We start from the raw sequence: 25178 nt of genomic DNA, 5'->3' as shown, positions 1-25178 counted from the left end.
GGTGCTCGAGCAGCCAGACGAGCTCGCGCGCCTCGCCCGCCGCAACCGCGGCGGCGCGGGCCTCCATTGCCGCCACGCTTTCGGCATAGGGCACTTGCTCGGTCGAGACGCGCCATTCGATATCGGCGGGGATCATCGCGCCGGGCTACTCCCACGCGGGGACGGGGCGCAAGTCGCCAGCCGCCATAAGATGCGTGGGTGAGGGCGTTGCCAGTCGTGAGCGCACGCCCTAGTCAGGCGTCCTCGGGCCGGCGACTGGGTCGGCATGTGGGAAATCGAGGGCCGCATATGGTCAATATGGGAAACGTCTGGGATCGTACCACCGAGTTCCTCAGCGATAATCTGGGCGCGGTGGTGCCGGTCGCGTTGCTGACGATCTTCGCGCCGCAATCGATCTCCGGCGCGATCAAGCTTGCCGGCACCGCGGTTGCGCCGGGGCTGGGGCAAGCTATCGTGCTCGCGCTGCTGCTACCGATGTTGTGGGGCCAGCTCGCCATCACCGCGCTGGCGCTGCGGCCGGATGCTGGTCGCGGCGTGGCGCAATCGACCGCGACGCGCGGTTTCCTGCAATATTTGCTGGCCCTGCTGATCCTGTTCGGCGTGCTCGTCCTATTGTTCCTGCCGATCGTCCTCGCGTTGGTCGCAAGCGGGGTCGATCTGACCGCGTTGACCAGCGCGGCGCCCGGGCCGAAGCCCGATATTTCGCCGGCCCTGGCCGGGTTCATCGGTCTTTACGGCCTTGCCTGGCTGATCGTCGCCGTGTTCGTCTCGGTGAGGTTCAGCACGCTGCTGGTTCCCGTGGTGGCAGCGGAAGGCGGGGTTGTTTCCGCCTTGCGCCGCTCGTTCGCGCTCAGCCGGGGAATCGCCTGGAAGCTGCTCGGCGTCGTTTTGCTGTTCGGATTGGTCGTCGGCGTCGCGTCGATCGCGGTGACCTCGGTATTCGGCGCCTTGTTCCGCTTTCTCGATCCCGCCGCCGGGCCATTCGCGATCGGATCGATCATCGTCGCGATCCTGGGCGGGCTGGTGACGACGGCTTATTATGTCGTCCAGTCGAGCTTCATGGCCAAAGTCTATCTGGCGGCGACGTCGGCGCGCGAGGGCGTGTGAGAGTCACGTTTCCGGCTTTGATGCGCGACGCCTGGCGATTGTGGCGGCGCGACTGGGAAGTGCTGACGGCGGTAGCTGGACTTTTCGTTTTCCTGCCCGCGCTGGCGATGGCGATGTTCATTCCTGACATGCCGTCGCCGCCCACGGCAGGCGAGGCGGTGCCTGGCTCGGTGACGATGACAGCCTATGAACAGGGCCTCACCCAATGGATGGTCAATTACGGCGGCTGGCAGATCGCGGCGCAGGCGGTCGTCCTGTTCGGCCAGTTCGCGATCGTCGCTTTGTACCTGGCGGGCGACCATCCGCCGGCGGGCAAAGCGCTGATCGCCGCGGCGCGGCGGTATCCGCTGTTGCTGCTCGCGGGACTGATCATCGCCGTACCGATCGCGGCAGCCCTGTTGCTGGCGCAGGCAGTGCCGTTGCTGATGGCCGCGTTTTTCGTGATTGTTTTCTGGGTGCTGGCGCGGACGATCGCGCTGGCGCCGACCTTGCTGGCCGAAGCCCCGGTCGGTGCCTTGAGGGCAATCACCCGCAGCTTGCATTTGACGCGCGGCAACACGCTCACGCTCGCCGCGGCGGTGATGACGGTGATCCTGGCGATGACGATCGCGACCTGGCCGTTCGAGCAGGTCGATTCCTGGATGGTGGTTCACGCGCCCAATCCGATCGCGCGCGCGATCGTCGACGTGATCGCAGCGGCGATCAGCGGCCTGGGCGGGATCGCCATGGCGCTGGTCCAGGTCGCGGCGTATCGCCGGCTTAGAGCGTCATGACGCTCTAGGGCCAGGTAGCGACCGGAGGCAGGCTCATCAGAATCGCATCGATATTGCCGCCGGTCTTGAGCCCGAACAGCGTCCCGCGATCATAGACCAGGTTGAATTCGGCGTAGCGGCCGCGCCATTCGCGCATCGCGGCGATGTCGGCATCGGTGAAGGCATTGCCCATCCGCTGCCGGACGATCCGTGGAAAGGTGTCGAGGAAGGCGCGCCCGACATCCTGGGTGAAGGCGAAATTGGCGGCGAAGTCGCCCTCGAGATGATCGTAGAAAATCCCGCCGACGCCGCGATGCACCTTGCGATGCGGGATGTAGAAATAATCGTCGGCCCATTGCTTGAAGCGCGGATAATACGCTGGGTCATGGCGATCGCACGCCGTCTTGAGCGTCGCGTGGAAATCGGCGGTATCCGCCGCCACCGGCAAAGGCGGGTTGAGGTCGGCGCCGCCGCCGAACCAGCGCTTGGTCGTGACCAGGAAGCGCGTGTTCATGTGCACCGCCGGCACGTGCGGGTTGGCCATGTGCGCGACCAGGCTGATGCCGGTGGCGAAAAAGGTCGGGTCCTCGGCCGCGCCGTGGATCGTCTTGCCGAATTCGCCGTCGAACGCACCGCCCACGGTCGAGACGTTAACGCCGACTTTCTCGAACACCTTGCCTTTCATCACGCCGCGCACGCCGCCGCCGCCATCGGCGCCCGACGGGTCCACGCGGTTCCAGGCGATATAGTCGAATCGCGCGTCGGATCCCGCCTCGCGCTCGATCGATTCGAATTCGGCGCAGATCAGGTCGCGGAGTTGCTCGAACCACTGTTTCGCGGTCGCCTGTTCGACGTCCAGCTCCTTCATTCGGGCCATCCCTTCGTCTGCCGCAATGCTTCGCCGAGCGCGATGGCGGCGGAAACCGCAACGTTCAAGGACCGAAAGCCCGGCCGCATCGGAATCATGACGCGCAGATCGGCGCGATCATGGACCGATTGCGGCACGCCTGCACTCTCCGATCCCAGCAGCAAGATGTCGTCCGGTTCGAATTCCGCCGCGTCGAGGCGCACCGCGCCCAAAGTGGACAAAAGGACGATGCGCCCGGTGACGCTCGCTTCAAAGGTCGGCCAATCGGCGTGGCGTGTGACCTCGGCCTGCGCCGCATAGTCCATCCCGGCGCGTGCCAAGGCGCGGTCGGAAAAGGCGAATCCCATCGGTTCGATCAGATCGACGGGCACGCCGAGACAGGCCGCCAGTCGCAAGATGGTGCCGACGTTTCCGGCGATGTCGGGCTGGTGAAGGGCGATGCGCATAAAAACCCGTTGGCAAAGCGGCATGCCCGTGTCTATCAGGCGCCCAACTTCCGTGGGGACGGAAGGGTTCTGGCGGGCGCGCGGCCTCCTAAAGGCTGGTTCCCCGAGCGTTCCGCCGCCGGATTTGAAGTGCAAGGGCAGGTGAATGGCGACCGATGACAATAACGATCCGCAGGGTGAGTCGCCCAACGATCCGCGCCGTCGCGACTTTTTGAATATCGCCGCCGTGGCGTTTCCCGCCGCCGCCGGTGCGGTCGCGGTGGTCTTTCCGCTGGTCAACCAGATGAGCCCGTCGGCCGATGTGCTCGCGGAATCGACGACTACGGTCGATTTGTCGAAGATCCAGCCGGGCCAGGGCGTCATCACGACGTTCCGTAAGCAGCCTTTGTTCGTGCGCAACCTGACGCCGAAGGAAGTCGCCGAGGCCAATGCGGTGCCGCTGTCCGAACTGCGCGATCCCGAAACGCTAGAGAAGCGCACTCAGCCGGGGCATGAGAACTGGCTGATCACCTTGGGTGTCTGCACTCATCTGGGCTGCATCCCGCTCGGCATCAACGAGGGCGATAATCGCGGCAAGTTCGGCGGATATTTCTGCCCGTGCCACGGCTCGCAATACGACACGGCCGGGCGCATCCGTCAGGGACCCGCACCGAAGAATCTCGCCGTGCCGCCATACAAGTTCACGTCACCGACCGCGGTTCTGGTCGGTTAAGGGGGTAGAAGAAGATGAGTTTCCCCTGGGCCAATCACTACGAGCCGAAACAGCCGTTCATGCGCTGGCTCGACGAGAAGCTGCCGCTGCCGCGCCTGGCGTACAACGCCGTGGGCGCCGGCTATCCGGTGCCGCGCAACCTCAATTATTTCTGGAATTTCGGTGTTCTCGCCGGCGCCGCGCTGGCGATCCAGATCGTCACCGGCATCGTGCTGGCGATGCATTATCACTCGGACGCCGCCTCGGCCTTCTCGTCGGTGAACGGCACGATCATGCGTGACGTCAATGCCGGCTGGTTCCTGCGCTATGCGCACGCCAACGGCGCGTCGATGTTCTTCATCGTCGTCTACACCCACATTTTCCGCGGTCTCTATTACGGGTCGTATAAGGCGCCGCGCGAGATGGTGTGGCTGCTTGGTGTGGTCATCTTCCTGCTGATGATGGCAACCGCGTTCATGGGCTACGTGCTTCCCTGGGGTCAGATGAGCTTCTGGGGGGCGCAGGTCATCACCGGCTTCTTCTCCGCGATCCCGGGGATCGGCGAGACGATCCGAGTCTGGCTGCTCGGCGGCTATGCGCCGGACGATGCCGCGCTCAACCGCTTCTTCTCGCTCCATTATCTGTTGCCGTTCGTGATCGCAGCGGTGATCATCCTGCACATCTGGGCGCTGCACATTCCGGGGTCGGGCAACCCGACCGGGGTCGACGTCAAGGGTGAGCAGGACACGGTGCCGTTCCATCCGTACTACACGGCCAAGGACGGCTTCGGACTGGGCGTCTTCCTGCTGCTGTTCGCGGCGCTGGTGTTCTTCTTCCCGGATATGCTCGGCCATCCGGACAATTACATCGCGGCGAATCCGTTGCAGACGCCGGCGCACATCGTCCCCGAATGGTATTTCTGGCCGTTCTACGCGATCCTGCGTTCGTTTACCTCCGACTTCATCCTGCCGGCCAAGCTGTGGGGCGTGCTTGCGATGTTCGGGTCGATCCTGCTGCTGTTCTTCCTGCCATGGCTCGATTCGTCGCCGATCCGCTCGAACAATTACCGGCCCAAGGCACGCACCGCTTTCTGGGTGCTGGTCGCCGACGTGCTGATCCTGGGCTATTGCGGCGGTTCGCCCGCCGATCCGGTGTACGTGATCGTGGCGCAGGTCTGCTCGGCTTATTACTTCCTGCACTTCCTGGTGATCCTGCCGTGGATTGCGCGGACGGAGCGTCCGGTGGCGCTGCCGAATTCGATCACCGAGGCAGTGCTGGCCGGCAAGGGCGGGACGAGCCCGGCCGAAACCGCGCTGGCGCACTGAGCGAGCTATAGGGGATATACGACAGATGGTTCGCTGGATTGCAGCTTTGGTCGGGTTGGCGTTTGCGGGCGTGCTCGCGATCGCACTGGTCATCACCGTATGGGGCGTCGCGACCGACAGCACGCCCAAAATCTGGACGGGCGCGCCCAAATCGGCGGAAACCGAATTCCACCATGAGCATCCGCGCGACGCAGGGCTGAGCTCGGCGGGCGTGTTCGGCAAGTTCGACAAACAGCAGCTTCAGCGCGGATTCCAAGTCTACAAGGAAGTCTGCTCGGCGTGCCACTCGCTCAAGTACGTCGCGTTCCGCGACCTCACTGGGCTCGGCTACAGCGAAGGCCAGGTGAAGGCGATCGCCGCCAGCTTCGACAACATTCCGTCGGTCAATCCGGACACGGGTGAGCCCGCGACCCGCAAGGGCGTGCCGGCCGACCGGTTCCCGCTGGCGTTCGCCAACGATATCGCGGCGCGTGCTGCCAACAACAACGCGATCCCGCCCGACCTAAGCTACATGACGCGCGCCCGTCATGGCGGTGCCGACTATGTCTATTCGCTGCTGACCGGCTATCAGGATCAGCCGGCGGCGCTGTTGAAGGAATTCCCCGAGGCCAAGACGCCGACCGGGCTGCACTTCAACCCGTATTTCGCGAACCTCAACATCGCGATGCCGCCACCGCTTAAATCGGAAGGTCAGGTGCAATATTCCGACGGCACCAAGCCGACCGTAGACAATATGGCGCGCGACGTGGCCGCCTTCCTGGTGTGGACCGCCGACCCCAATCTGGAGACGCGGCACCAGTATGGCTTCTTCGCCGTCATCTTCCTGCTGTGCTCGAGCGTGCTGGCGTTCGGCGCGTACCGGAATATCTGGCGCGACGTGAAGCATTGATCGGGCGCGGCTGGAAACGGCCGCGTCACTTTCTATCGTCATCCCAGCGCGGAGTTCGCGATGACCCACGCCAATGACGACCTCAAGGCACTGATTCGCACGATCCCGGACTTTCCCAAGCCCGGGATCATGTTCCGCGACATCACGACGTTGCTGCTCGACGCGCAGGGGCTAGCCGAAACCGTCAGGCGCATGGCGGCGGCCGTCGATGGTCCTGTCGACCTCGTCGCCGGGATCGAAGCACGCGGTTTCCTGTTTGCCGCCGCGCTCGCCGTGCCGCTCAACGCGGGCGTGCTGCTGATCCGCAAGGACGGCAAGCTGCCCGGCGTGACTATCGCGGAGGATTATGCGCTCGAATACGGCACCGACCGCATCGCGATGCACGAGGATGCGCTGGTGCCCGGGCAGCGCGTGTTGCTGGTCGACGATCTGATTGCCACCGGCGGCACCGCGCGCGCCGCGATCCGCCTGTTGCGCAAGGCTGGCGCGGTGGTCGATCAGGTCCAGTTCGTCATCGACCTGCCCGATCTCGGCGGTTCCGTCGCGCTGGAAGGCGACGGTGTGAACGTCACCTCGCTGTTCGCCTTCGAAGGGCATTGACCGGCCCGATCGGGCTGAAACGGTCCAAGCGGAACTGATTTCGCCTCCGAATCGTTTTGTACGCTTAGTGGCAGCGGTGCGTTTTTGCCGCGGCTCCGGTGTATGGAGGCGTTTCAATGAAGATCGGCATCATGGTGTTGGGCGCAGCGTCGCTGCTCTCACTGGGCGGCTGCGTCGACGACGGCTATGGCTATAGCGGCGTCAGCGTCGGCTATGGCTCACCAGGTTATTACGGCGATTATTACAACGACTTTTACGACGGTGGTTACGGCACGCCCTATTATGGGTGGTACGGCGGCTATTATTACCCCGGCAGCGGCTATTACGTTTACGATCGCTATCGCCGCCCGCATCGCTGGGACGGGAACCAGCAGCGTTACTGGCAGAATCGCGGCTCGCAATGGCGTGGGTCGGGTCGCAGCGACGAATGGCGCGGCTTCCAGCGTGGTCCGCGCAACGGCGGCAGCGATGGCTATCGCTGGCGGGGCAACGGCGGTGGCAACGGAGGTTGGCGAGGTAACGGCGGTGGACGCGGCAATGGCGGCGACGGGCGTCACCGCGGCCATTAAAAACTAATTCTCCCGGGGCCGTGTCCGGATCAGCCCGTTGGCGACGAAGGTCATGACCGCTTCGTCACGCTGGTTGAACACCGTGGTGCGGCCCTTGGTGATGCCCATTTCGGGGCGGCTCTGCGATACCCGCTTGTCGAGCAATTCGGTTTCGCAGCGCAGCGTGTCGCCGGGATAGACCGGCTTGAGCCAGCGCAGTTCGTCGATCCCCGGTGAGCCGAGGCTTGCCGAGCGTTGGCCCCTCATATTCTCGACTGCCATTCGCATCGCCATTGCGGCGGTGTGCCAGCCACTCGCCGACAATCGCCCGAAATAGGTCTGCGCCGCGGCCTCGTCGGACAGGTGGAAGGGCTGGGGGTCGTATTTGGTGGCGAATTCCACCACTTCCTCGCGCGTCACCTCGTAGCGGCCGAAGCTGGCTTTGGTGCCGACCAGCAGATCCTCGAAATATTTGAGGCCGTCGCTCATTTCGCCAATGCTCCTTTGAACGGTGCGTCATCGCCATCGAGGCCCTGACCGGCTGGCAGTCCGATCAGGTCGCGCAGCAGCGGCGCCACGTCGACGTTATCGAAGGTCGGGATCTTGCCGATCGGCTTGATCGCCGGTCCGCTGGCGATGAACAGCGCTCGCATCTCCGGTGCGTCATTGTCATAGCCATGCGCGCCGCCCTCGATTGGACGCTTGGGTGGGTGGACGACGACCGTCCAGCCGGCATCGGGCAGGCACAGGATCGCCGGCACGCGCGGGTTCCTCCCATAATGGAACCGCTCCGGCACCTCGGCCTTGCGATAGCAAGTGAGGTGTGGGCCGTGTGCGCCAAGGAGCGCCTTTTCGACCATCGTCTGCTTGCCGGTCTTGGGATTGATCGAGGCGTAGACCCCGTCCTCGACCACGTCATAATCGTCGGGATTGCTGAACCTATCGAGCACGATCAGCCGATCTTGGGAAATCGCCGCCATGCCGTGATCGGCGACGATGACGAAATTGACCGGCTGGCCCAGCTTGGCGATTTCCTCGCGCAGCCGCCCGATTGCCTTGTCGACACTGGCCGCCGCGTCGGTCGTGCGTTGGTCGTCCGGACCATATTCGTGGCCCGCGGTATCGACCTCGTCGAAATAGAGCGTGACGAAGCGCGGGCGGGTCTCGGCTGGACGGCGCAGCCAGTCGACCACGCTGTCGACGCGCTGGCGGTCGCTCAGCGCCTGATTGAACTGAAGCCAATCCTGTGGCCGCGTGCCCCCGGTCACCGGATTGGGCCATTCCTTCGATCGCTCGCCGCCCCAAGCTATGTTGGAGCCCGGCCAGAACGCGGTTGCGGTATGGATCCCGGCCTTTTCCGCGGTCACCCAGATCGGTTCTGCGGCGTTCCACCAGAACGGGTCGTCCGAGGCCATGGTGAAGATGTCGCCCGGCCGCGACGCGTCGAGCATCTTGTTGGCGACGATACCGGTACGGTCGGGGCGCAGCCCGGTGACCAGGGTCCAGTGATTGGGGAAGGTCTTGGACGGATAGCTCGGCCGCATCGCGCTGCTGATCCCGGCGGCGGCCAGCGCGTTGAGATTGGGGGTCGCGCCGCGGTCGAGATAGTCCGGACGGAAGCCATCGATCGACACCAGGATGGTCACCGGCGCCCTGGCCTCGGTTTCCGCAACCGGTGCGGCAAGGGCGCTTGCCGCGCTTTGCGGCGGTGACGATACTCCCGCGCATGCCGACAACGCGATAGCGGCGGCGAGAAAAGCGGCCTGGGCAATCCAGCGCATCAACGGCTCCTCGGTCGATCCGCCTCCGCCATGCCGGGCCTTGGTTTCGCACGCAAGCCGAAGCGGAGAGCGCGATTCTCATCACGCTCTCCGCGATACTCTACCCGCCCAAACTGAGCTTGATGAATCCGGTCCAGCCCGCCGGCGACTTGCCATAAGCCGCGTCGAGCGCTGCCGGCTTGGCGATCAGGAACCCGCTGCCACCGATTGCCGCTTCCACCGGCCCGACCAATTTGAGCCGAAAGGCATAGCCGAGCTCGGCGCGGGTCACGCGAAAGGGACGGTCGTGGAACGGATCCTGCGGGTCTGGGAATAGCTCATCGTTGGTCAGGTTCTCGACTCGTCCGAACAGGCTGTGGTGGTCGTCGATGTCCCAGTTCGCCTCGCCCAGCCAGGCAGTCAGCGATCGCCCGGGCAAGCGGTTCTTGACCGCGACTCCCGCCAGCGCGGAAAAGCCGCCACGGGCATATTGCACGCTCGCGGTGGTCCGCGCTTCATCGACGGTTGGCTCGAGCGCTTCGGGGCTCTCGATCCGTCCGTAGCTCGCCTGGGCGGACCAGTAAGGCGAGGGGTTCCACGTCGCGCGCACGCTCCATGAATCGAGCCTGGGGGTTTCGATGTCCCAGCGATGCTGGTCCGGCTCGCGCCCGCGAAACGCCGACCCCTCGATTTGCCAATGATCGCCATTGAGCCCGGTCGTGACGACGCCATAAGTGATGTGCGTGCTGTCGAACCAGTGATGCGTGATCGGCGCGAGCGGGAGGTATTTGGCCGATCGGCGATGCATGAACGCCGATGGGCCCAGCGCCGGCTCGGCGACCGGCCCGCCATAAACGAACCCGGTGATGCCATTGCCCAACGGTACGTCGACGCGTGCCGCCAATTCCATGAACAGATCATGCGGATGCTGGCGATCGACCAGGGATGTCACGCCATTGGCGGTCTCTCCCGTCGCCAGCAGGCTCGGATAGCCCTTCGCGCCCATCAACGGCTCCAGGCTGAGCATCGACCGCAACGTCAGCCGCGCACCACCGAGATCGCGCTGCGCCTCGACCATCGCCATCGAGGTGACGAACGCCTCGTCGCGGCCACGCGGCCCCGATTGGTCGGTATAGGCGCCCCAGACATAGCCGTGGAGCATCACCATCCAGTCGCCGCTCGCGAGGTGAAGGCCATGCATCCCGCCTTCCGCTCCCGGCAGGCGCGAGGTGCCCGATCCCGTTCCGAAAGCGGACGGCGTCCCCGACATGTCCATCCCCGGCATCGCGGCCATGGATCGGTCGTGGCCCGACGGCGCGCCGGACTGGGGCATCGGCATGGCCATGCCAGGCATTGCGGCCGGCGCCTGGTCGGATGGCGTCCCGGCTACGGGAGACGACGGGGGCGACGCCTGCGGGCTCGCCATGTCCATGCCCGGCATCGACTGCGGCATGGGCGATGTTGACAATGGGGAGGCGGGAGCGGGCGTCCCCATCTCCATCCCCGGCATGGTATCGGTCGGCATCGGCTTCGGTGCGGGAGCAGCCGTTCCCTTGCGCTGAGGGGCTTTGTGCTTCGCCACCGGACTGCGCTTGGGTTTGGACTTCGGTTTCGGCTTGGGCTTTGCTGCCGGTTGGGCGGGCATCTTCATGCCGGGCATCGGCATGCCGGCCATGCTCTGGCCGGCTGCCATGCCAGGCAGCATCGCGACCGCTGCGGCGGTCGCGAGCCATTTGATACTGATCATCGGAAATCTCCGTGGAATGGGGGAAGCGTTGGGGGCTTCACCCATTCCTCGGCGGGGGCGGAATCGGCGCCTTGCCGGGCATCATGCGTAGCGCCACGATCCGCGAGATCGGTTCGGGAGCGGGAAGCGAGACTGGCGGCCGCACGCGCACGGCATACCAGTCACCTATCGGCACGCAGCCGATACAGAGATGCTGCTGGGCCATGGGCGCCTTGGGCTGCGGGTCGGGCATCCGGTGCCCGGCCAACGCCATCGGCTCCATCCCCTCATGCCCGGCGGCCGGCATGGCCGGCCCGCCGAGCGCAAGCATGAGGGCAAGGATCAGTCGCAACAGCATCAATCGTCCTTAGCGCGCCAGCATCCAGATCGCCATCGCGACCATCATCAGGTTCTCGGTCAACGACACGAAGCCGAGCGGGACGTTGCTCGATCCGCCGACGCAAGCGCATTTCAGCTCGCGCTTGTCGATATAGACCGCCTTGAACACCGACGCCGCACCGATGCCGCCGATGAACAACGCAACGGGAATCGACAGCCACTTGGCGCTGCCGGCGATCATCAGGACGCCTGCCAGCGCCTCGGCGAATGGGTAGATATAGGCATAAGGCACCCAGCGCCGCGCCAGCAGATCGTAATTGAGAAACATCGTCGAGAAGCGTTCGACATCCTGCAGTTTCAGGATCGCCAGCACGCACATGCTGAACGCGATGAACCATTCCCCCGCCATGATGGTGAATGGCGACCCCATCGCCGCCTGGCTGGCGGCCAGTGCCATCAGCGCGGTCACCGCGAACACGGCGATGACGGGGCGGTAGCTGGTCTCGTCCTTGGCCGGCAGGTGCTTGCCGAAAAAGCGGCGGAGATCGTCGTTGCCGCCCACGCGCTCGCCCTGGATGAACGTCTGCGGCGTGGTGGCGACGTTGTGCTCGGCCTTGAACGCGTCGGTTTCCTCGCGCGTCCGCAGCCAGTGATCGTCGACTTGATAACCGTGCGATTCGAGCAGCCATTTCGATTTGAGGCCATAGGGGCAGACATGCTCGGGCATGACCATGCGATAGAGCGTTGCGTGCTTTGCGTTTTCCATGACGCGCTCCATATAGGTCCCGTACCGTGGTACGGAGTCAAGCATGGCGGGAATGACGATCGGTAAATTGGCCGCGGCGGGCGGGGTCGGCGTCGAGACCATCCGCTATTATCAACGCCGTGGCTTACTCGAGGAGCCGGCTCGCGATGAATTGTATGGCGGCGTGCGCCGCTACGGCGCGCCCGACGTGCAGCGGCTACGCTTCATCCGCGCGGCGCAGGGCGCCGGCTTCACGCTCGACCAGATCGGCGAATTGCTGGAGCTCGATACCACCGATGACCGCGCCAGGGCACGCGCGCTCGCGACCGAGCGGATCGCCGCGCTCGATGCCAAGATCGCCGAATTGCAGGAGGCGCGGGCCTCGCTCTCGCGACTGGCGCGCGACTGCGCGAGTTCGGGTGCCGGACCCTGCCCGATCCTGCGGGCGTTCGAGGCTGGGTGATAGAAACGGTGCTCCTGCGAAAGCAGGAGCCCAGAGTCACAAGGGAAATCGCTTGCCGCCCTGGGCTCCCGCTTTCGCAGGAGCACAAGGAAGTCTGGATACCTAAGCGGAACCGCTCCGCCGTTCTCAACTATGCAGGAAGTGCATCACGTCGCCGTCATGAACGACGTACGCCTTGCCCTCGGCGCGGAGCTTGCCGGCTTCGCGCGCGCGGCTCTCGCCGCCCAGCGCGACGTAGTCGTCGTAGGCGATCGTCTCGGCGCGGATGAAGCCTTTTTCGAAATCGGTGTGGATCTCACCCGCCGCCTCGGGCGCGGTGGCGCCGGCATGGACGGTCCAGGCGCGCGCTTCCTTGGGCCCGACGGTGAAGAAGGTGAGGAGGTGAAGGAGCTTGTATCCGGCGCGGATGACGCGGGCGAGGCCGGTTTCCTCCAGCCCGAGTTCGGCGAGGAATTCGCCGCGATCCTCTGCGGGCATGGTCGCGATTTCCGCCTCGATCGCGGCGGAGACGATCACTGCCTCGGCGCCCTCAGCCTTGGCCTTTTCGAATACGCGTGCCGAATGCGCGTTGCCATCGGCGGCGTTGGCCTCTTCGACATTGCAGACATAGAGGACAGGCTTGGCGGTCAGCAACTGGGCCTGCGCGAACACGCGCGCTTCCTCGGCATCCCTGGGCTGGGTCAGCCGCGCCGGCTTGCCGTCGCGCAGCAGGTCGAGCGCTTGGCTCAAGACGCTCGCGGCGATCTTCGCTTCCTTGTCGCCCTGCGCCGCCTTCTTGGCGAAATTGGGCACGCGCTTTTCGAGACTCTCCAGGTCGGCGAGCATCAATTCGGTCTCGACCGTCTCGGCATCGGCGATCGGATCGATCTTGCCCTCGACATGGGTGACGTCGCCGTCCTCGAAGCAGCGCAGCACATGGACGACCGCGTCGACCTCGCGGATGTTGCCGAGGAACTGGTTGCCCAGGCCTTCGCCCTTCGACGCGCCGCGCACCAGCCCGGCGATATCGACGAAGGCGAGCTGCGTCTCGATGATCTTGGCCGATTGCGCGATCGCCGCGAGCTTATCGAGCCGCGGATCGGGCACCGCGACATTGCCCACGTTAGGTTCGATCGTGCAGAACGGATAATTAGCCGCCTGCGCCGCCGCCGTCTGGGTCAGCGCGTTGAACAAGGTCGACTTGCCGACATTGGGAAGGCCGACAATGCCGCAACGGAAACCCATGTAATTCGTCCTCAAGCTTTCGGGGGAAGGCCCCGGCGCCTACTCGCCCGGTCGCGCGCTGGCAAGGATGGGGCGATCCTGAGTGAGCATGAGCGGCGGCCCGAACATCAGCTCGGGCCGCTGCGGGCTTCCTCAGGTCGAGAGCCGCTTAGTGTTTATGATCGCCGCCGTGGCCATTTTCACCGCCGCCCCTCGGCGCGGTCGGAACGGCGGCGCGCGGTGCCGCGCGAGCCATTTGCGGCGCGGGTCTAGCCATTTGCGGCGCGGGCCGAGCCATTTGCGGTGCAGGGCGGGCCATTTGCGGCGGGCGCGGCTGGAAAGCCGGTCGGTTCATCTGCGGCGCCGGACGCATCCCGCGATCGCCGCCCCCGCCGAAACGCGGTGCCTGTGGTCGAGGCGCGGCGATCTGCGGTTGCGGGCGCGGCGCCTGGAAGCGCGGACGATCGTTGCCGCCATTGAACTGCGGCTGGAAGCGTGGCGCCGCTGCACGCGGCTCGGGACGTGGAGCCGGCATTTGCGGGCGCCCGCCACCGCGGCCGATCTGAGACTGCGCGCGCGGGGTAGTGACACGCGGCTGCGGCTGCGTGCGGAAGCCAGGGGCATTGCCGCGCATCCCATGATCGCCGCGCATGTTCGCAAGCTGGGCGCGGTCAGGATTGCCCCGGGGGCTGGCGACACGCGGCGGATTCGGTTGACCCTGAGGCCGCGGCGCGAAGCCACCGACAGGGGCGTTGCCCTGCGGCTCGCGACTCGCGCGCATCGGTCCCGCACCCGGGCGTTGCTGCTCGCGGGCAGCGATGATCGCCTGACGACGCGGGTCGTTGGCTTGCGGCGCAACGGCATTCGGTGCCCGGTTGCCCGGCTCGATCCGCTGGCGGTTAGCGAACAGGCCCTGCGGCATGTTGGGCGCGCCGCGATTGGCTTGCGCCGCGTCAGCCAAACGCACGCGATCGTCCCTGGCCGGCAGGAAGCGCTTCTGGTCGCGCGCCCAGCTTGCCGAGGACCAGGTCGCGGGGATGGCGCGCGGCGGCGGAGGGCTGCGGAACGAATCGTCGCGCCATGCCGCGAAACGGCGGGCGTCGGCCTGACGGCGAATGCCTTCCTCGCGCCAGTAATTGGCCTGGCTCGGGCCGACGCGGCTGCTATAGTCGCGCCATTGCGGCTGACGGTCGCGTGTTGCGTACCAACGCGCCTGGGCCGCGGAAATCGCCGCGCTGCGCGCCTCCCAATTGGCTGCGCTGACCGCGCGCCGGTCGGCACGGCGGGATGCCAGATACAAATCGCGCCCGCGCGTCAGATAGCGGCCGGCATAATCGAGCCGCGCGCCGTAATCCGAATACGGTACGACCGAACCATAGCTGTCATAGACCACCGCCAATTGGCCGTTGTCATAGCCATAGCCATAATAGGGATCGCGGACGAAATAGGGTTCGTCGGCGCCGGGACGGTAATAATAAGAGCGATAGCCGTTATCGACTGGCTCCAGGAAGACGACGGATTGGTCATAGCCTTCCCACGCCCAGGGATCGGCACCGTCGTAATCGAAATAATAATCCGGCGGCGCGTCGCTCAGCACGCGCTGATAGTCGTAAGCGGCGTTGGCATAGCCGTAAGTATCGCGCGGATTAGCGACGCGCACGGTGCGCACCGGCTTCGCCTCGGGCAGTGCCGCGACTTCGGGCGCGGTCGGCCAAGCGGTCGACGGGCTGGCGTCGAGCGGCAACGTCGCGGGGAGCGCCGGCGGGGCCGCCGCCGTCATCTGCTGGTCGTTACCCTTGCCGCACGCCGACAGCGCAGCGGCGAGCGCGATGGTCGCCGCGGTCGCAAGCCCGCGGTGACGGAAAATGGTCTGGTTCACGGCGTCATACTCCACTCGATGCCCACCCGAACGGACAAGAATACTGCCGCGTTCCTTAATCGGTGCTGGCCCGGCGGTTCATCGGGGAGTCGGGTCATGTCCCGAAGGTGACATGCCCCTCGGCGTCGATCGGCCAGGCGGGGTTGTGCGCGATTTCCCAGACATGGTTGTCGGGGTCGGCAACATAGCCGCGAAAGCCGCCATGAGGTGGCGCATCGGGCTGGCGCAACACTGTCCCGCCGTGCACGGCCAGGCGATCGACCAGCGGGGCGACATCGGCCTCGCATGCGACATTGTGTGCCAGCGCGATTGCGGGGGACCCGCCGTCGGCGTCGCGTTGCATGTCGGCGGCGAGTCGGTCCTTCAGCCATAGACCGAGCATCAATCCGTTCATCTGGAAGAACAGGATCTCGTCCGACTCGAACACCGGCTTCCAGCCGAATCCGTCTTCGTAGAAGCGTCTTGAGCGAGGCAGGTCACCGACGCCAAGCGTCACCACCGATATCTGTTGCTGGACCATAACTGGCTCAAACGCGTCACTTTGCCCATGTCTCCGGACGCTCGCCAATCACTTCTGCCGATCGGCAAAAAAGTAGCGATATTGATGTGTTGCGTCCGGACCAAGGGCATGACACTCTCCATGAATGAAGCGCCGGCCGGGGGGAAAACGGGCGGCGTTTCGAGGGGATAATCGATGGTCATCAGGGCGATTTGTGCCGGTTTCTTGATCGGCGCGCTGGCGTGCACATTTCAGCCGGCTCAGGCCCGTAACACCCAACCCGCAGTGTTGAAGCCCGCACCGAAAGTCGTGGCGCGGGTGAGGGTAGGACTGTTGCCCACCAGGTCACCCCGACTGGGGCCGCAGATCGTCTATCGCGGCGGCTATACGCCGCTGGACGACATGGTCCGTCCGCGCTTCGTCGGCGGCATGATCGATCTCTATCCGACCGAGCGATCGGGCATCCGACTGTCGGTCGGCACGCGCTATTTCGCGCGACCCAATTTCTGGATTGCGGCCGAACAGGCAACCGGCGGCATTCTCTACGACCCGCACATGACTCGCGGCGGACGCAGCTTGTCGCGCGGGTTCCGCCGCTCCACGCCCGCAATGACCCTGGGCTATGACCGCGAGGTATCGAGGGGGCTCGTCCTGGGTCTCGAAGGCGGCGCGCTCAGCGATCGCGCGATCATGCCGACGCGGCCGAGCCGCTGGAGCGCCGCTGGCGTGCGCGACGGCGGATTCGGCCTCAATCCCGTGGCCACGGCGTCCGCGCGGTTCGCTTTCTGATCAGCGCTTGAGTGCGGACCCTAGGCCGATACCGCCAACCGGCTCGGTTTCCGCACTCGAATCGAACCCCGCGATCAGCGGCCGAGCCTTGGCGATCGCTGCCTGAACCTGTGGCAGCTTCAGCGAGGCGTCGTGATGCTCCTTGCTGTCCCATGCCTCGGTGATCCAGATCGCGTCGGGGTCCTTCACATCCTTGGCGACGATATAGCTCAGGCAACCGGGCATGCCGCCGGAACTCTCGAGCAACAAGGCGAGCAGCTCGTCGCGCTTGCCCGGCTGTGCCTTCATCCGCCCGAGCATGCCGTACATCGCAATTCCTTTCGCGCTCATCGCGACCGTCGGCAACATCGTCGCCGCAGCCGTCACGCCCAACATCATGCGTCGATCGATCGCCATGCGGGCAGTCTAGTCTCTGTTTCAGCAAAGCTGAAACGGTTGCGGTGCCAGCCCGCTCCCCCACCCGGCCGCCCAACAGCGTATTCTATGGGCGGCCGGGTGGGGGAGCGGGCTGGCACCGATACAGCGCAGCTGAAAACGACTCTATCGCGCGATCAGCGATAGTTGAAGCTGATGCTGATCCGGTCGTGTTTTGCCGCATTGGGCATCACTTCATGACGCAGCCAGCTTTCCCACAGGAACACGCTGCCCTCGCTCGGTTCGGCATAGACGAAGGTGCCGGGGCGTGACGGCGCTGCCATCATCAGAGGCAAGCGCGGATCCTCGAGCTTGAGCGCGCCCGATCCCGGCGGCACCGCGACATAGAGAGTGCCCGAGACGATCGAATGCGGGTGAATATGCCCCGAATGCGTGCCGCCCGGCCTGAGGACATTGACCCACAAACTGTCGAGCTTGAGCTTCTTGCCGAGTTCGAAGCCGCATTGCTTGGCGAACGCCGCGACATGGCGGTCGAGCAGCTTGACCAGATCGGCGAAGCGCGGATCCCTGAACGGCAGATCGTTGAGCGAGGCGTAGGACGTATAGCCGCGATAGCCATGCTCCTTCGACCAGCCGCGCCCGGCGCGATCCTGTTCGGCGAGGTCGCGGCAGGCATCGCCGAGCTCGGCGATCAGCGCATCGTCGCCAAGCGGCGCGTCATAGAAGCAAGTGGCGAAGAGGTCGCGGACGGTCACGCGGCACGGCGAAGCACGCGCCGCCGGGCGATGCAAGCACCTATCGGACGGCGGCGGTGGCCGGGACGGTCGCGGGGAGGACCCCGGCCGACGCCGTAATCAGCATACCCCCGATCAGCAGGCCGCTCGCCAGCGCAGTCAACAGAAACGCAGGCTTCACGACTCACTCTCCTCCTGGACCTCGGCCAGCGAAATAGGCGAGCAATCCTGCCTGATATTGGATGGATTCGACGGGCAGCCTGCCGGACGTCGCTTTCTAGTCCTGCAGCCGCAGTGCCAGGTCACTCATGAACCGCGCGTCGTCGCCTTTGGCTAGCCAATCGGCCCCGGCGGCGAGCGCGCCGAGCAGGTCGGTCAGCGGCTCGATCTCGCTTTTTGCATAATTTCCAAGCACATGGCCGGTCACGCGATCCTTGTGGCCGGGATGGCCGATACCAATCCGGACGCGACGAAAGGCGTCGCCGATATGCTGGATGGTCGACCGAATGCCATTATGCCCCGCCGCCCCGCCACCGCGCTTGACGCGGACTTTGAACGGATCGAGGTCGAGCTCGTCGTAGAAGACGGTCACGTCTTCGGGCTCGAGCTTGTAGAAACGCATCGCTTCGCCGACCGAACGGCCGCTGTCATTCATGAAGGTCGCGGGCTTGAGCAACAGGATCTTGTCCGATCCGATCCGGCCTTCCTGCGTCCAGCCTTGGAACTGCTTCTTGACCGGCCCGAAGTCATGCACCTCGGCGATCGCGTCCATCGCCATGAAGCCGACATTGTGCCGGTGCATCGCATATAGCGCGCCGGGATTTCCGAGGCCGACCCAGAGTTGCATGGAATATCCCTAGACGCGAAAGGGGCGCCCGATCCAGTGGATCGCGGCGCCCCAATCAATTCGGCAGTAAAGCAGACGCTTACTCGGCGTCGCCTTCCTTGGCCTCGCCATCGGCGGCGGTTTCCTCGGCCTCGGCTTCAGCCTCGACTTCGGCGGCATGCTCGGCCGATGCTTCCTCGGCCAGCGCGGCTTCTTCAGCCGCCTGCTCGACCGCTTCCGACTTCAGCGCCGACGGCGCGACGATCGTGGCGATGGTGAAGTCGCGATCGTCGATCGCCGAGGTCGCGCCCTTGGGCAGCTTGACGTTCGAGATGTGGATCGCGTCGCCGACGTCGAGGCCCGCCAGCGAGATCTGGATTTCGCTGGGGATGTCAGCGGAATCGACCACCAGTTCGAGCTCGTGACGGACGACGTTGAGCACGCCGCCCTTCTTGATGCCCTTGGACTCTTCCTCGTCGATGAACACGACCGGCACGTTGACGTGAACCGTAGTGTGCGCGCCGATGCGCAGGAAGTCGACATGGATCGGACGATCGGTGACGACGTCGAACGCGACATCCTTGGGCAAGGTCCGCGTGGGCTTGCCGTCTACGTCGATCATCACGACGGAATTCATGAAATGCCCGGTCATCAGCTGGCGGACCAGCTCCTTCTCTTCCACGTGGATCGAGAGGGGGTCCTGCTTGTTGCCGTAGATAACGGCGGGCACGCGGCCATTGCGGCGCAGATCACGTGAGGCTCCCTTGCCTCCACGGTCGCGCGTCTCGGCGGCGAGCGTCATTTGGTCGCTCATGGTAATCTCCGATATGCGGTTTGCTTGGATTTCCGCGCACGCCTCCAGGGATGACCATGCACGGAAGCGCGCGCCTGTAGCCGGAAGAGGCGGGGAGCGCAAGGGTAGGTTCTTGCGCGGGTTCGTTTGAGTTTGTCCGCCCGAACCCCTATCGCCGCTCATCAGGACCGCCCGATGGTGGTCGATACACGGAGAAATTAGATGGCCGGCCCGCAGGATAAAGCATGGAGCGAAGGCTATGCCGCGGGCAAGCGGGGCAGGCCGGAAACCGTATCACCCTATAAGAAGGGCGCGTTCAGCATCGCCTGGCAGCAAGGTTGGCAGATTGGGGTCAAGGCGCGGGACGACAAGGAAGCCTGAAAGGGACTGATAATCAACGGCTAGGCGGCGGCTTTAATGCGCCGCCTATTCGATCCGCTCGACCTTCAGTCTGCGTGCGGCGAGCATCGTCGGCAGCGCATAGGGCCCAGCCATATGCCCCAGCCCGACCGCGACCAGCACGGTGCCCGGTTGTTTCATCCGCGCGGCGATCCATTGCGCCCAGCGATTGTTGCGCTGACCGACGAGTTTTCCCTCCAACGGCGTGCACTCCGCCGTCTTCTCGAGCAAGGTGATATTGCCGCTCGTCCAGGCTTTTAGTGTTTCCCCGTAATTCTCTTTTCCCGACAAAGTGTTTTCCAGCATTTTCCTTTGGTCGGATTCGGGAAGAGAATCGAGCTGATCGAGTTGTTCTTTTGTATGATAAAACGCCGTTCGCGTTTTCCCAGCCTCCTCGAACTCGCTCCAGAGTTTCTCCTCTACCCCTTCGCGCATTGTGGCCCCGGCCGCAATCGCATCGCCCGTCGCCAGCGTGGTTGCCAAAGCCCAATCCTTGTAGTCGTCCAGCGTTTCTCGGGCGATCCCCGACCGCTCGATCATCGCGTCCAGGATCGGGCGTTTCCCCGGGGAAACACGTTCTCCCACCGGCTTGAGATTTGCGCCCTGTGCCATTGCCTGAAAGTCGACCGACTCCTCCGGGGAACTTTCGAGCACCAAAGTATCGGACGTGGCGATGGCGCGGTCGATCAGCGGCGTTCGCCAATTGATGTTGGGGGGGAGCAAGTGAATGCTGCCGAGCAGGTAGATCGTCGTATCGCCATCGCTGACGCGCCACATCGCCGGCCGCGCCTCGATCGGCGGCTTGCCGCAGCCGGCGAGCGCCAGCAGGACGGCGCCGAGCGCAGCAAGGCGCTGGCGCCAGCGTGCCATTAGTAGGCGACCCGTTTCGCCTTGATCTTCAGCGCCTTGAGCTGATCGATCACGCTCTTGTCGCCGGCCAGATGACCGGCGCCGACGGCGATGAACACCGTGCCGGGCTTATCGAGCCGCGCCTTGATCCACTGCGCCCAGCGCGCGTTGCGGTCGAACAACAGGGTCTTGGCGAGTTCGGGAGAATCGTCGAGGCCGTCATTCATATACTTGGCCAGCGCATCAGGATCGCCGCGCGACCAAGCGGAAACCATTCCGTCCATCGTCTCCGCGGTCTTGGGCAGATCCTTGAGCGTCGATTCGAGGAACTGTAATTGCACCTTGTCGGGCAGCCCGGCGAGATAGCCAATCTGCTGCTCTGGCGTCTCCAGCCCCGCGACCGTCTTCTTCTCAGTCGTCGCGGCGGCGGTCAGCACGGTTTCGGGGCCGCTCTTGGGATCATAGCCCAGCTTCATCAGCGGCAGCAGCGACAAATTGGTAGCGACGAACCAGGGTTGCGCGTGATCGAACGCGGCGGGCGGGATGCCGAGGCTGCTCATGGCGTTGAGATAGAGCGGCCGGTCTGCCTCTGGCAGGCGCTCGGTCAGGATCGGGCCATTCAAGCTATACGCCTTGCTCAACACGATATTCTGCATCGTCGCCTGATCGGGCTGGACCATTTCGAGCACCAGCTCATCGCTCGCGTCGAACGCTTTCTTCACGCCGTCATCGAACCAGCTGAGGCCCGGCTTGAGGACATGGATCGTGCCGAACAGATAGATCGTCGTGTCCTTGTCCTTCACCACCCACAAGGCGGGATCGGCATCGACGGTCTTGACCCCGGGCGTGGCCGGGGCCGGCCTCGCGGCAGGGGCTGCCTGGCCGCTCGCGAGGGAGGGGGAAAGGGTGGCGAGCGCCAGGGCTGCCGCGCGGAGAGCGCGTCGAAAGAGAGCGAGCATAGTGTCTCCATATAGATGGCGGCGGCTGATCGGAAAGGGCCGCCCCGAAACGGGATGGGCCGAGGTCAGCGATATTTGGCCCAGAACCAGATGACGGTGGCGATGACCGCGGTCGCGACATAGATCAGCACGCCGTCGGGCGCCGCGACCAGTCCGCCGCGCCAGAGCAGCCACCAGACCGGCGCGCCGACCCAAAAAGCGTGGATCGCGACGAGCGCGCCCTTGTCGTACGCGGCCGCTTCCTGCTCATCGACCACGCGCAGATACCAATAGAGCGACAATGCCGGGGTAAGCACCCCGACCAGCAAGGCGAGCACGATCGCGATGACCGGCGACAATGGGCTGTCGAGCAACGCCAGCGGACTGCTTGCCGGCGTGTCGTGATGCAATACCAGGACCAGGCCGATCACTGCTCCCAGCAAGCCGGCAACGACCCTGACCAAGCGATTGCGGTTCTCGCGCGGCGTGGGTGCTCCCGCCGCGACATCCGCCGCTCGCATCGATCGGATCGCGCGCCAGCCGCCATAAAGGCAGCCCAGCACGAACAGCGCCGCGCCGGCGAGAATGGCGATATCACGCATCGACAGCGTACCGTTGGGATCCTCGCTGAAGGCGGTGAGGAAGCCCACGATCAAGCCGGTGCCACCCAGAACGCCTATCGCGGCCAGTACGATCAGCGCGATACGTCCAGCCAGCGCGGCGAAACCGAGGCCGGTCGCGTCCTTATCCACGGCGCTCTCCATCATCGAAAATCTCCTCGATCGGCAACTCGAACAAGCGGGCGATCTTGAAGGCGAGCGGCAGTGACGGGTCGTATTTCCCCGTCTCGACCGCATTCACCGCCTGGCGTGAGACGTCGAGCCGGACGGCCAGGTCGGCCTGGCTCCAGTTACGCTCGGCTCTCAACACTTTGAGGCGGTTCTTCATCTCGTTCCTCGCCCGACTCGCTAGTGAATGTCAGGTTTCCATGACTAAATGACAGTGTTCACTGACTATGTCAACAACACCTGACAAAAAGTCGCTAAAGCGTGACTTCGCGTGTGCAGCATGGTTCTTGACCGGCCCGAAGCGCTCGGCCAAAGCCGCCGCGTGACCGACCAGCCTCTATCGTTCCAGCGAATGATCCTGACGCTCCATGATTATTGGAGCCAACGCGGCTGTCTGATTCTCCAGCCCTATGACATGCGGATGGGGGCGGGGACCTTCCACACCGCGACGACGTTGCGTGCGCTCGGGCCGGACCCGTGGAATGCCGCCTTCGTCCAGCCGTGCCGTCGCCCGACCGACGGCCGCTATGGCGAGAATCCCAACCGGCTGCAGCATTATTACCAGTATCAGGTGATCCTGAAGCCGAGCCCGCCCGATCTCCAGGATCTCTATCTCGGCAGCTTGGCCGCGATCGGGATCGATTTCACAAAGCACGACATCCGCTTCGTCGAGGACGATTGGGAATCGCCCACGCTCGGCGCCTGGGGGCTGGGCTGGGAGGTGTGGTGCGACGGGATGGAAGTGACCCAGTTCACCTATTTCCAGCAAATGGGCGGCTTCGACTGCAAGCCGGTCGCGGGCGAGCTGACCTATGGGCTCGAGCGGCTGGCGACCTATATTCAGAACAAGGACAGCGTGTACGACCTCGCGTATAACGACGCGATCGGCAACACGCCGCAGCTGACCTATGGCGATGTGTTCCATGAGAATGAGGTCGAGATGTCGACCTGGAACTTCGAGGTCGCCGACACCGAAACCTTGTTCGACCTGTTCCGCAAGGCGGCCGCCGAATGCGAGAATTGCCTCAACCACAAATTGCCGATCCCTGCGTACGAGCAGGCGATCGAGGCGAGCCACATCTTCAACCTGCTCAACGCGCGCGGGGTGATCTCGGTCGCCGAGCGCCAGGCGTATATCGGCCGCGTCCGCGACCTGGCTAAGGGGTCTTGCCAGGCGTGGATGGAGAAGAATGGGTGGGCGGCGTGATGGGGACTGTCCCAAATCCTCCCCGGGACGGGGAGGGGGACCGCGCAAAGCGCGGTGGAGGGGGCGCGCCAAATCTACGCCGCCCTGAGGTGTACGAAGCCCGCTCCGCCCGCCGCAAGATGAGTCTGCCCGAAGTTCTGCTTTGGCAAAGGCTCAAAGGCTCACCCCAAGGGATCGCTTTCCGCAAGCAGCATCCGATCGGCGGCTATCGCGCCGACTTCTACTGCCCAGCCGCCAAGCTTGTCATCGAAGTCGACGGCGCTGCTCACGACATGGGTGATCGCCCCGAGCGCGACGTCGAACGGACGAAGTTGTTGGAGGCGAAGGGTTATCAGGTGCTCCGCATTCCCGCGACCGATGTTCTGCGTGATGCCGACGAAGCCGCCCAATCGATCGTGTCGTTTGCCGCCCGCCCCCTCCACCGCGCCTCCGGCGCGGTCCCCCTCCCCGTAAACGGGGAGGATTTGGCGTGACCGATTTCCTCCTCGAACTCCGCTCGGAGGAAATCCCCGCGCGGATGCAGGACAAAGCGCGCGACGATCTCGCCCGGCTGTTCACCGCCGAGCTCGAGAAAGCCGGCCTGCGCGCTGACGCGATCGTCACCTTCGCCACGCCGCGCCGGCTGGCGCTGATCGCGCGCGATCTGCCCGAGGCGACCGAAGCAGTCAGCGAGGAGATCAAGGGCCCGCGCGTCAGCGCGCCGCCCCAGGCGCTCGAAGGCTTCCTGCGCAAGACAGGCCTCACCGCCGATCAATTGGTCGAGCGCGACGGCGTGCTGTTCGCGGTGATCGACAAGCCCGGCCGCGACACCGCCGAGGTGCTGGCCGAGGCGATCCCGGCGATCGTCCGCGCCTTCCCCTGGCCCAAGTCGATGCGCTGGGGCGAGGCGTCGTCCTCGACCGAGAGCCTGCGCTGGGTGCGCCCGCTGCACGGCATCGTCGCGCTGTTCGGCGACCAGATCGTGCCGGCCGAGATCGCCGGTGTCCAATCGGGCGCGGTGACGCTGGGCCATCGCTTCCACCATCCGGGACCGATCACGATCGGCTCGGCGGCGGATTATGCCGAGAAGCTCCACGCCTGCCACGTCATCGTCGATCAGGACGAACGCCGCACGATCATCCGCGACAAGGCGACCGCGCTGGCCGACGCCGTCGGGCTCGAGCTGATCGAGGACGAAGGGCTGGTCGCGGAGAATGCCGGGCTGACCGAATGGCCGGTGCCTTTGCTCGGTCGCTTTGACGAGGATTTCCTGGGCGTCCCGCCCGAGGTGATCCAGCTCACCGCACGCGTGAACCAGAAGTATTTCGTCTGCCGGGATAAGGCGGGCCAGCTGGCCAATGCGTTCGTCTGCACCGCCAATATCGATGCGGCCGACGGCGGGGTGAAGATCGTCGACGGTAACCGCAAGGTGCTGGCCGCGCGGCTGAGCGATGCGCGGTTCTTCTACGAGACGGACCTCAAGATGCCGCTCGAGGAGCAGGCTAAGAAACTCGAGAAGATCGTGTTTCATGAGAAGCTCGGGACGGTCGCCGACAAGGTCGAACGCGTCGCCAAGCTGGCGCGCTGGCTGGTTGAAGAGGGGATAATTCCTCTCCCTGTGGGAGAGGAAGGGGCCCGCTCGGCGCAGCCGAGTGGGAAGG

31 protein-coding genes and 1 pseudogene are annotated in these 25178 nt (G+C 64.9%); 13 read left to right on the top strand and 19 right to left on the bottom strand.

Going from position 1 to position 25178, the window contains the following annotated elements:
- Nucleotides 1-136 (bottom strand): annotated as a pseudogene (locus SAS01S_RS23185) (lipoyl(octanoyl) transferase LipB); the annotation flags it as partial.
- 152 nt (nucleotides 137-288) lie between these two features.
- Here SAS01S_RS23185 and SAS01S_RS16425 point away from each other — a divergent pair.
- Together SAS01S_RS16425 and SAS01S_RS16420 are read left to right on the top strand one after the other, a co-directional pair.
- On the top strand, nucleotides 289-1107 hold the full coding sequence (locus SAS01S_RS16425; protein WP_066811029.1) for a hypothetical protein: 819 nt from the start codon (nucleotides 289-291) through the stop codon (nucleotides 1105-1107).
- Nucleotides 1104-1880 (top strand): hypothetical protein, encoded by a 777-nt coding sequence (locus SAS01S_RS16420; RefSeq protein ID WP_157082864.1) that lies wholly within the window; start codon nucleotides 1104-1106, stop codon nucleotides 1878-1880. The genes SAS01S_RS16425 and SAS01S_RS16420 overlap by 4 nt, the downstream gene beginning before the upstream one ends.
- 4 nt (nucleotides 1881-1884) lie before the next feature.
- Here SAS01S_RS16420 and hemF read toward each other — a convergent pair whose 3' ends face one another.
- Together hemF and SAS01S_RS16410 are read right to left on the bottom strand one after the other, a co-directional pair.
- On the bottom strand, nucleotides 1885-2727 hold the full coding sequence (hemF, locus tag SAS01S_RS16415) for an oxygen-dependent coproporphyrinogen oxidase (RefSeq protein ID WP_066811023.1): 843 nt from the start codon (nucleotides 2725-2727) through the stop codon (nucleotides 1885-1887).
- The gene (locus SAS01S_RS16410; RefSeq protein WP_066811020.1) at nucleotides 2724-3173 is read right to left on the bottom strand and encodes a tRNA (cytidine(34)-2'-O)-methyltransferase; all 450 of its coding nucleotides are present in this window, start codon (nucleotides 3171-3173) and stop codon (nucleotides 2724-2726) included. The genes hemF and SAS01S_RS16410 overlap by 4 nt, the downstream gene beginning before the upstream one ends.
- Nucleotides 3174-3318: 145 nt before the next feature.
- On the opposite strand from SAS01S_RS16410, the gene petA reads away from it, so the two are divergent.
- From petA to SAS01S_RS16385, 5 genes are all read left to right on the top strand, one after another.
- Nucleotides 3319-3885 carry a ubiquinol-cytochrome c reductase iron-sulfur subunit gene (gene petA / locus SAS01S_RS16405; RefSeq protein ID WP_066811017.1) on the top strand — a complete coding sequence of 189 codons (567 nt, stop codon included), beginning with the start codon at nucleotides 3319-3321 and terminating at the stop codon, nucleotides 3883-3885.
- A 14-nt stretch (nucleotides 3886-3899) separates the two neighbouring features.
- Nucleotides 3900-5189 (top strand): cytochrome b, encoded by a 1290-nt coding sequence (locus SAS01S_RS16400; RefSeq protein ID WP_066811014.1) that lies wholly within the window; start codon nucleotides 3900-3902, stop codon nucleotides 5187-5189.
- Nucleotides 5190-5214: 25 nt separating this feature from the next.
- Entirely contained in the window at nucleotides 5215-6078 is an 864-nt protein-coding gene (locus SAS01S_RS16395) for a cytochrome c1 (protein ID WP_066811011.1), read from the top strand.
- A 60-nt stretch (nucleotides 6079-6138) separates the two neighbouring features.
- Nucleotides 6139-6678: an adenine phosphoribosyltransferase gene (locus SAS01S_RS16390; RefSeq protein WP_066811008.1), complete on the top strand. Its 540-nt coding sequence runs from the start codon at nucleotides 6139-6141 to the stop codon at nucleotides 6676-6678.
- A 116-nt stretch (nucleotides 6679-6794) separates the two neighbouring features.
- Complete coding sequence (locus SAS01S_RS16385; protein ID WP_066811005.1) at nucleotides 6795-7247, top strand: hypothetical protein; 453 nt, start codon at nucleotides 6795-6797, stop codon at nucleotides 7245-7247.
- A gap of 3 nt (nucleotides 7248-7250) precedes the next feature.
- On the opposite strand, the gene SAS01S_RS16380 is transcribed toward SAS01S_RS16385, so the two are convergent.
- The 5 genes from SAS01S_RS16380 to SAS01S_RS16355 form a co-directional block, all read right to left on the bottom strand.
- Complete coding sequence (locus SAS01S_RS16380) at nucleotides 7251-7715, bottom strand: MaoC family dehydratase (RefSeq protein ID WP_066811002.1); 465 nt, start codon at nucleotides 7713-7715, stop codon at nucleotides 7251-7253.
- Entirely contained in the window at nucleotides 7712-9007 is a 1296-nt protein-coding gene (locus SAS01S_RS16375) for an alkaline phosphatase family protein (RefSeq protein WP_066811000.1), read from the bottom strand. The genes SAS01S_RS16380 and SAS01S_RS16375 overlap by 4 nt, the downstream gene beginning before the upstream one ends.
- A gap of 100 nt (nucleotides 9008-9107) precedes the next feature.
- Nucleotides 9108-10733, bottom strand: a complete 1626-nt coding sequence (locus tag SAS01S_RS16370; protein ID WP_245656954.1) for a hypothetical protein — start codon at nucleotides 10731-10733, stop codon at nucleotides 9108-9110.
- Between the two features lie 37 nt (nucleotides 10734-10770).
- The gene (locus SAS01S_RS16360; RefSeq protein WP_066810993.1) at nucleotides 10771-11070 is read right to left on the bottom strand and encodes a hypothetical protein; all 300 of its coding nucleotides are present in this window, start codon (nucleotides 11068-11070) and stop codon (nucleotides 10771-10773) included.
- A 9-nt stretch (nucleotides 11071-11079) separates the two neighbouring features.
- Complete coding sequence (locus SAS01S_RS16355; protein WP_157082863.1) at nucleotides 11080-11817, bottom strand: glutaredoxin family protein; 738 nt, start codon at nucleotides 11815-11817, stop codon at nucleotides 11080-11082.
- 43 nt (nucleotides 11818-11860) lie between these two features.
- Between SAS01S_RS16355 and SAS01S_RS16350 the strand changes: the two genes are divergently transcribed.
- Nucleotides 11861-12259, top strand: coding sequence for a MerR family transcriptional regulator (locus SAS01S_RS16350; RefSeq protein WP_066810987.1), 399 nt, complete (start codon nucleotides 11861-11863; stop codon nucleotides 12257-12259).
- Nucleotides 12260-12385: 126 nt separating this feature from the next.
- On the opposite strand, the gene ychF is transcribed toward SAS01S_RS16350, so the two are convergent.
- From ychF to SAS01S_RS16335, 3 genes are all read right to left on the bottom strand, one after another.
- The gene (gene ychF, locus SAS01S_RS16345; RefSeq protein WP_066810984.1) at nucleotides 12386-13483 is read right to left on the bottom strand and encodes a redox-regulated ATPase YchF; all 1098 of its coding nucleotides are present in this window, start codon (nucleotides 13481-13483) and stop codon (nucleotides 12386-12388) included.
- Nucleotides 13484-13631: 148 nt separating this feature from the next.
- Nucleotides 13632-15341 (bottom strand): hypothetical protein, encoded by a 1710-nt coding sequence (locus SAS01S_RS16340; protein ID WP_157082862.1) that lies wholly within the window; start codon nucleotides 15339-15341, stop codon nucleotides 13632-13634.
- Between the two features lie 94 nt (nucleotides 15342-15435).
- Entirely contained in the window at nucleotides 15436-15861 is a 426-nt protein-coding gene (locus tag SAS01S_RS16335; protein ID WP_066810981.1) for a VOC family protein, read from the bottom strand.
- Nucleotides 15862-16173: 312 nt separating this feature from the next.
- Between SAS01S_RS16335 and SAS01S_RS16330 the strand changes: the two genes are divergently transcribed.
- Nucleotides 16174-16629 carry a hypothetical protein gene (locus SAS01S_RS16330; RefSeq protein WP_157082861.1) on the top strand — a complete coding sequence of 152 codons (456 nt, stop codon included), beginning with the start codon at nucleotides 16174-16176 and terminating at the stop codon, nucleotides 16627-16629.
- Here the strand turns inward: SAS01S_RS16330 and SAS01S_RS16325 are convergent, their stop codons facing one another.
- The 4 genes from SAS01S_RS16325 to SAS01S_RS16310 all read right to left on the bottom strand — a co-directional run bounded on the left by SAS01S_RS16325 (nucleotide 16630) and on the right by SAS01S_RS16310 (nucleotide 19378).
- Nucleotides 16630-17025 carry a putative quinol monooxygenase gene (locus SAS01S_RS16325; protein ID WP_066810977.1) on the bottom strand — a complete coding sequence of 132 codons (396 nt, stop codon included), beginning with the start codon at nucleotides 17023-17025 and terminating at the stop codon, nucleotides 16630-16632.
- A 155-nt stretch (nucleotides 17026-17180) separates the two neighbouring features.
- Nucleotides 17181-17759: a TIGR02466 family protein gene (locus SAS01S_RS16320; protein WP_066810974.1), complete on the bottom strand. Its 579-nt coding sequence runs from the start codon at nucleotides 17757-17759 to the stop codon at nucleotides 17181-17183.
- A 256-nt stretch (nucleotides 17760-18015) separates the two neighbouring features.
- Nucleotides 18016-18585, bottom strand: a complete 570-nt coding sequence (gene pth / locus SAS01S_RS16315; protein WP_066810970.1) for an aminoacyl-tRNA hydrolase — start codon at nucleotides 18583-18585, stop codon at nucleotides 18016-18018.
- 79 nt (nucleotides 18586-18664) lie between these two features.
- Nucleotides 18665-19378 (bottom strand): 50S ribosomal protein L25/general stress protein Ctc, encoded by a 714-nt coding sequence (locus SAS01S_RS16310; RefSeq protein ID WP_066810969.1) that lies wholly within the window; start codon nucleotides 19376-19378, stop codon nucleotides 18665-18667.
- 201 nt (nucleotides 19379-19579) lie between these two features.
- Here SAS01S_RS16310 and SAS01S_RS22610 point away from each other — a divergent pair, with 201 nt between their 5' ends.
- A complete protein-coding gene (locus SAS01S_RS22610) occupies nucleotides 19580-19738 on the top strand; it encodes a ribosome modulation factor (protein ID WP_157082860.1) in 159 nt (52 codons plus the stop codon).
- 45 nt (nucleotides 19739-19783) lie between these two features.
- Here the strand turns inward: SAS01S_RS22610 and SAS01S_RS16305 are convergent, their stop codons facing one another.
- The 4 genes from SAS01S_RS16305 to SAS01S_RS16290 form a co-directional block, all read right to left on the bottom strand.
- Nucleotides 19784-20533: a TraB/GumN family protein gene (locus tag SAS01S_RS16305; protein ID WP_169804978.1), complete on the bottom strand. Its 750-nt coding sequence runs from the start codon at nucleotides 20531-20533 to the stop codon at nucleotides 19784-19786.
- Between the two features lie 92 nt (nucleotides 20534-20625).
- Entirely contained in the window at nucleotides 20626-21564 is a 939-nt protein-coding gene (locus tag SAS01S_RS16300) for a TraB/GumN family protein (protein ID WP_066810963.1), read from the bottom strand.
- A 65-nt stretch (nucleotides 21565-21629) separates the two neighbouring features.
- Complete coding sequence (locus tag SAS01S_RS16295; protein ID WP_218016319.1) at nucleotides 21630-22310, bottom strand: hypothetical protein; 681 nt, start codon at nucleotides 22308-22310, stop codon at nucleotides 21630-21632.
- Nucleotides 22288-22491 carry a helix-turn-helix transcriptional regulator gene (locus SAS01S_RS16290; RefSeq protein ID WP_066810957.1) on the bottom strand — a complete coding sequence of 68 codons (204 nt, stop codon included), beginning with the start codon at nucleotides 22489-22491 and terminating at the stop codon, nucleotides 22288-22290. The genes SAS01S_RS16295 and SAS01S_RS16290 overlap by 23 nt, the downstream gene beginning before the upstream one ends.
- Nucleotides 22492-22683: 192 nt before the next feature.
- Here SAS01S_RS16290 and SAS01S_RS16285 point away from each other — a divergent pair, with 192 nt between their 5' ends.
- The 3 genes from SAS01S_RS16285 to glyS all read left to right on the top strand — a co-directional run.
- The gene (locus SAS01S_RS16285; protein WP_066811034.1) at nucleotides 22684-23538 is read left to right on the top strand and encodes a glycine--tRNA ligase subunit alpha; all 855 of its coding nucleotides are present in this window, start codon (nucleotides 22684-22686) and stop codon (nucleotides 23536-23538) included.
- Between the two features lie 89 nt (nucleotides 23539-23627).
- Complete coding sequence (locus tag SAS01S_RS16280; protein ID WP_245656952.1) at nucleotides 23628-24011, top strand: endonuclease domain-containing protein; 384 nt, start codon at nucleotides 23628-23630, stop codon at nucleotides 24009-24011.
- On the top strand, nucleotides 24008-25178 hold a 1171-nt coding region (gene glyS, locus SAS01S_RS16275; RefSeq protein ID WP_157082858.1), incomplete at its 3' end, for a glycine--tRNA ligase subunit beta. The genes SAS01S_RS16280 and glyS, both read left to right, overlap by 4 nt.

Source organism: Sphingomonas asaccharolytica NBRC 15499, assembly GCF_001598355.1.
Classification (GTDB): Bacteria; Pseudomonadota; Alphaproteobacteria; order Sphingomonadales; family Sphingomonadaceae; genus Sphingomonas; species Sphingomonas asaccharolytica.
This window is presented reverse-complemented; position numbering and strand designations above follow the sequence as displayed.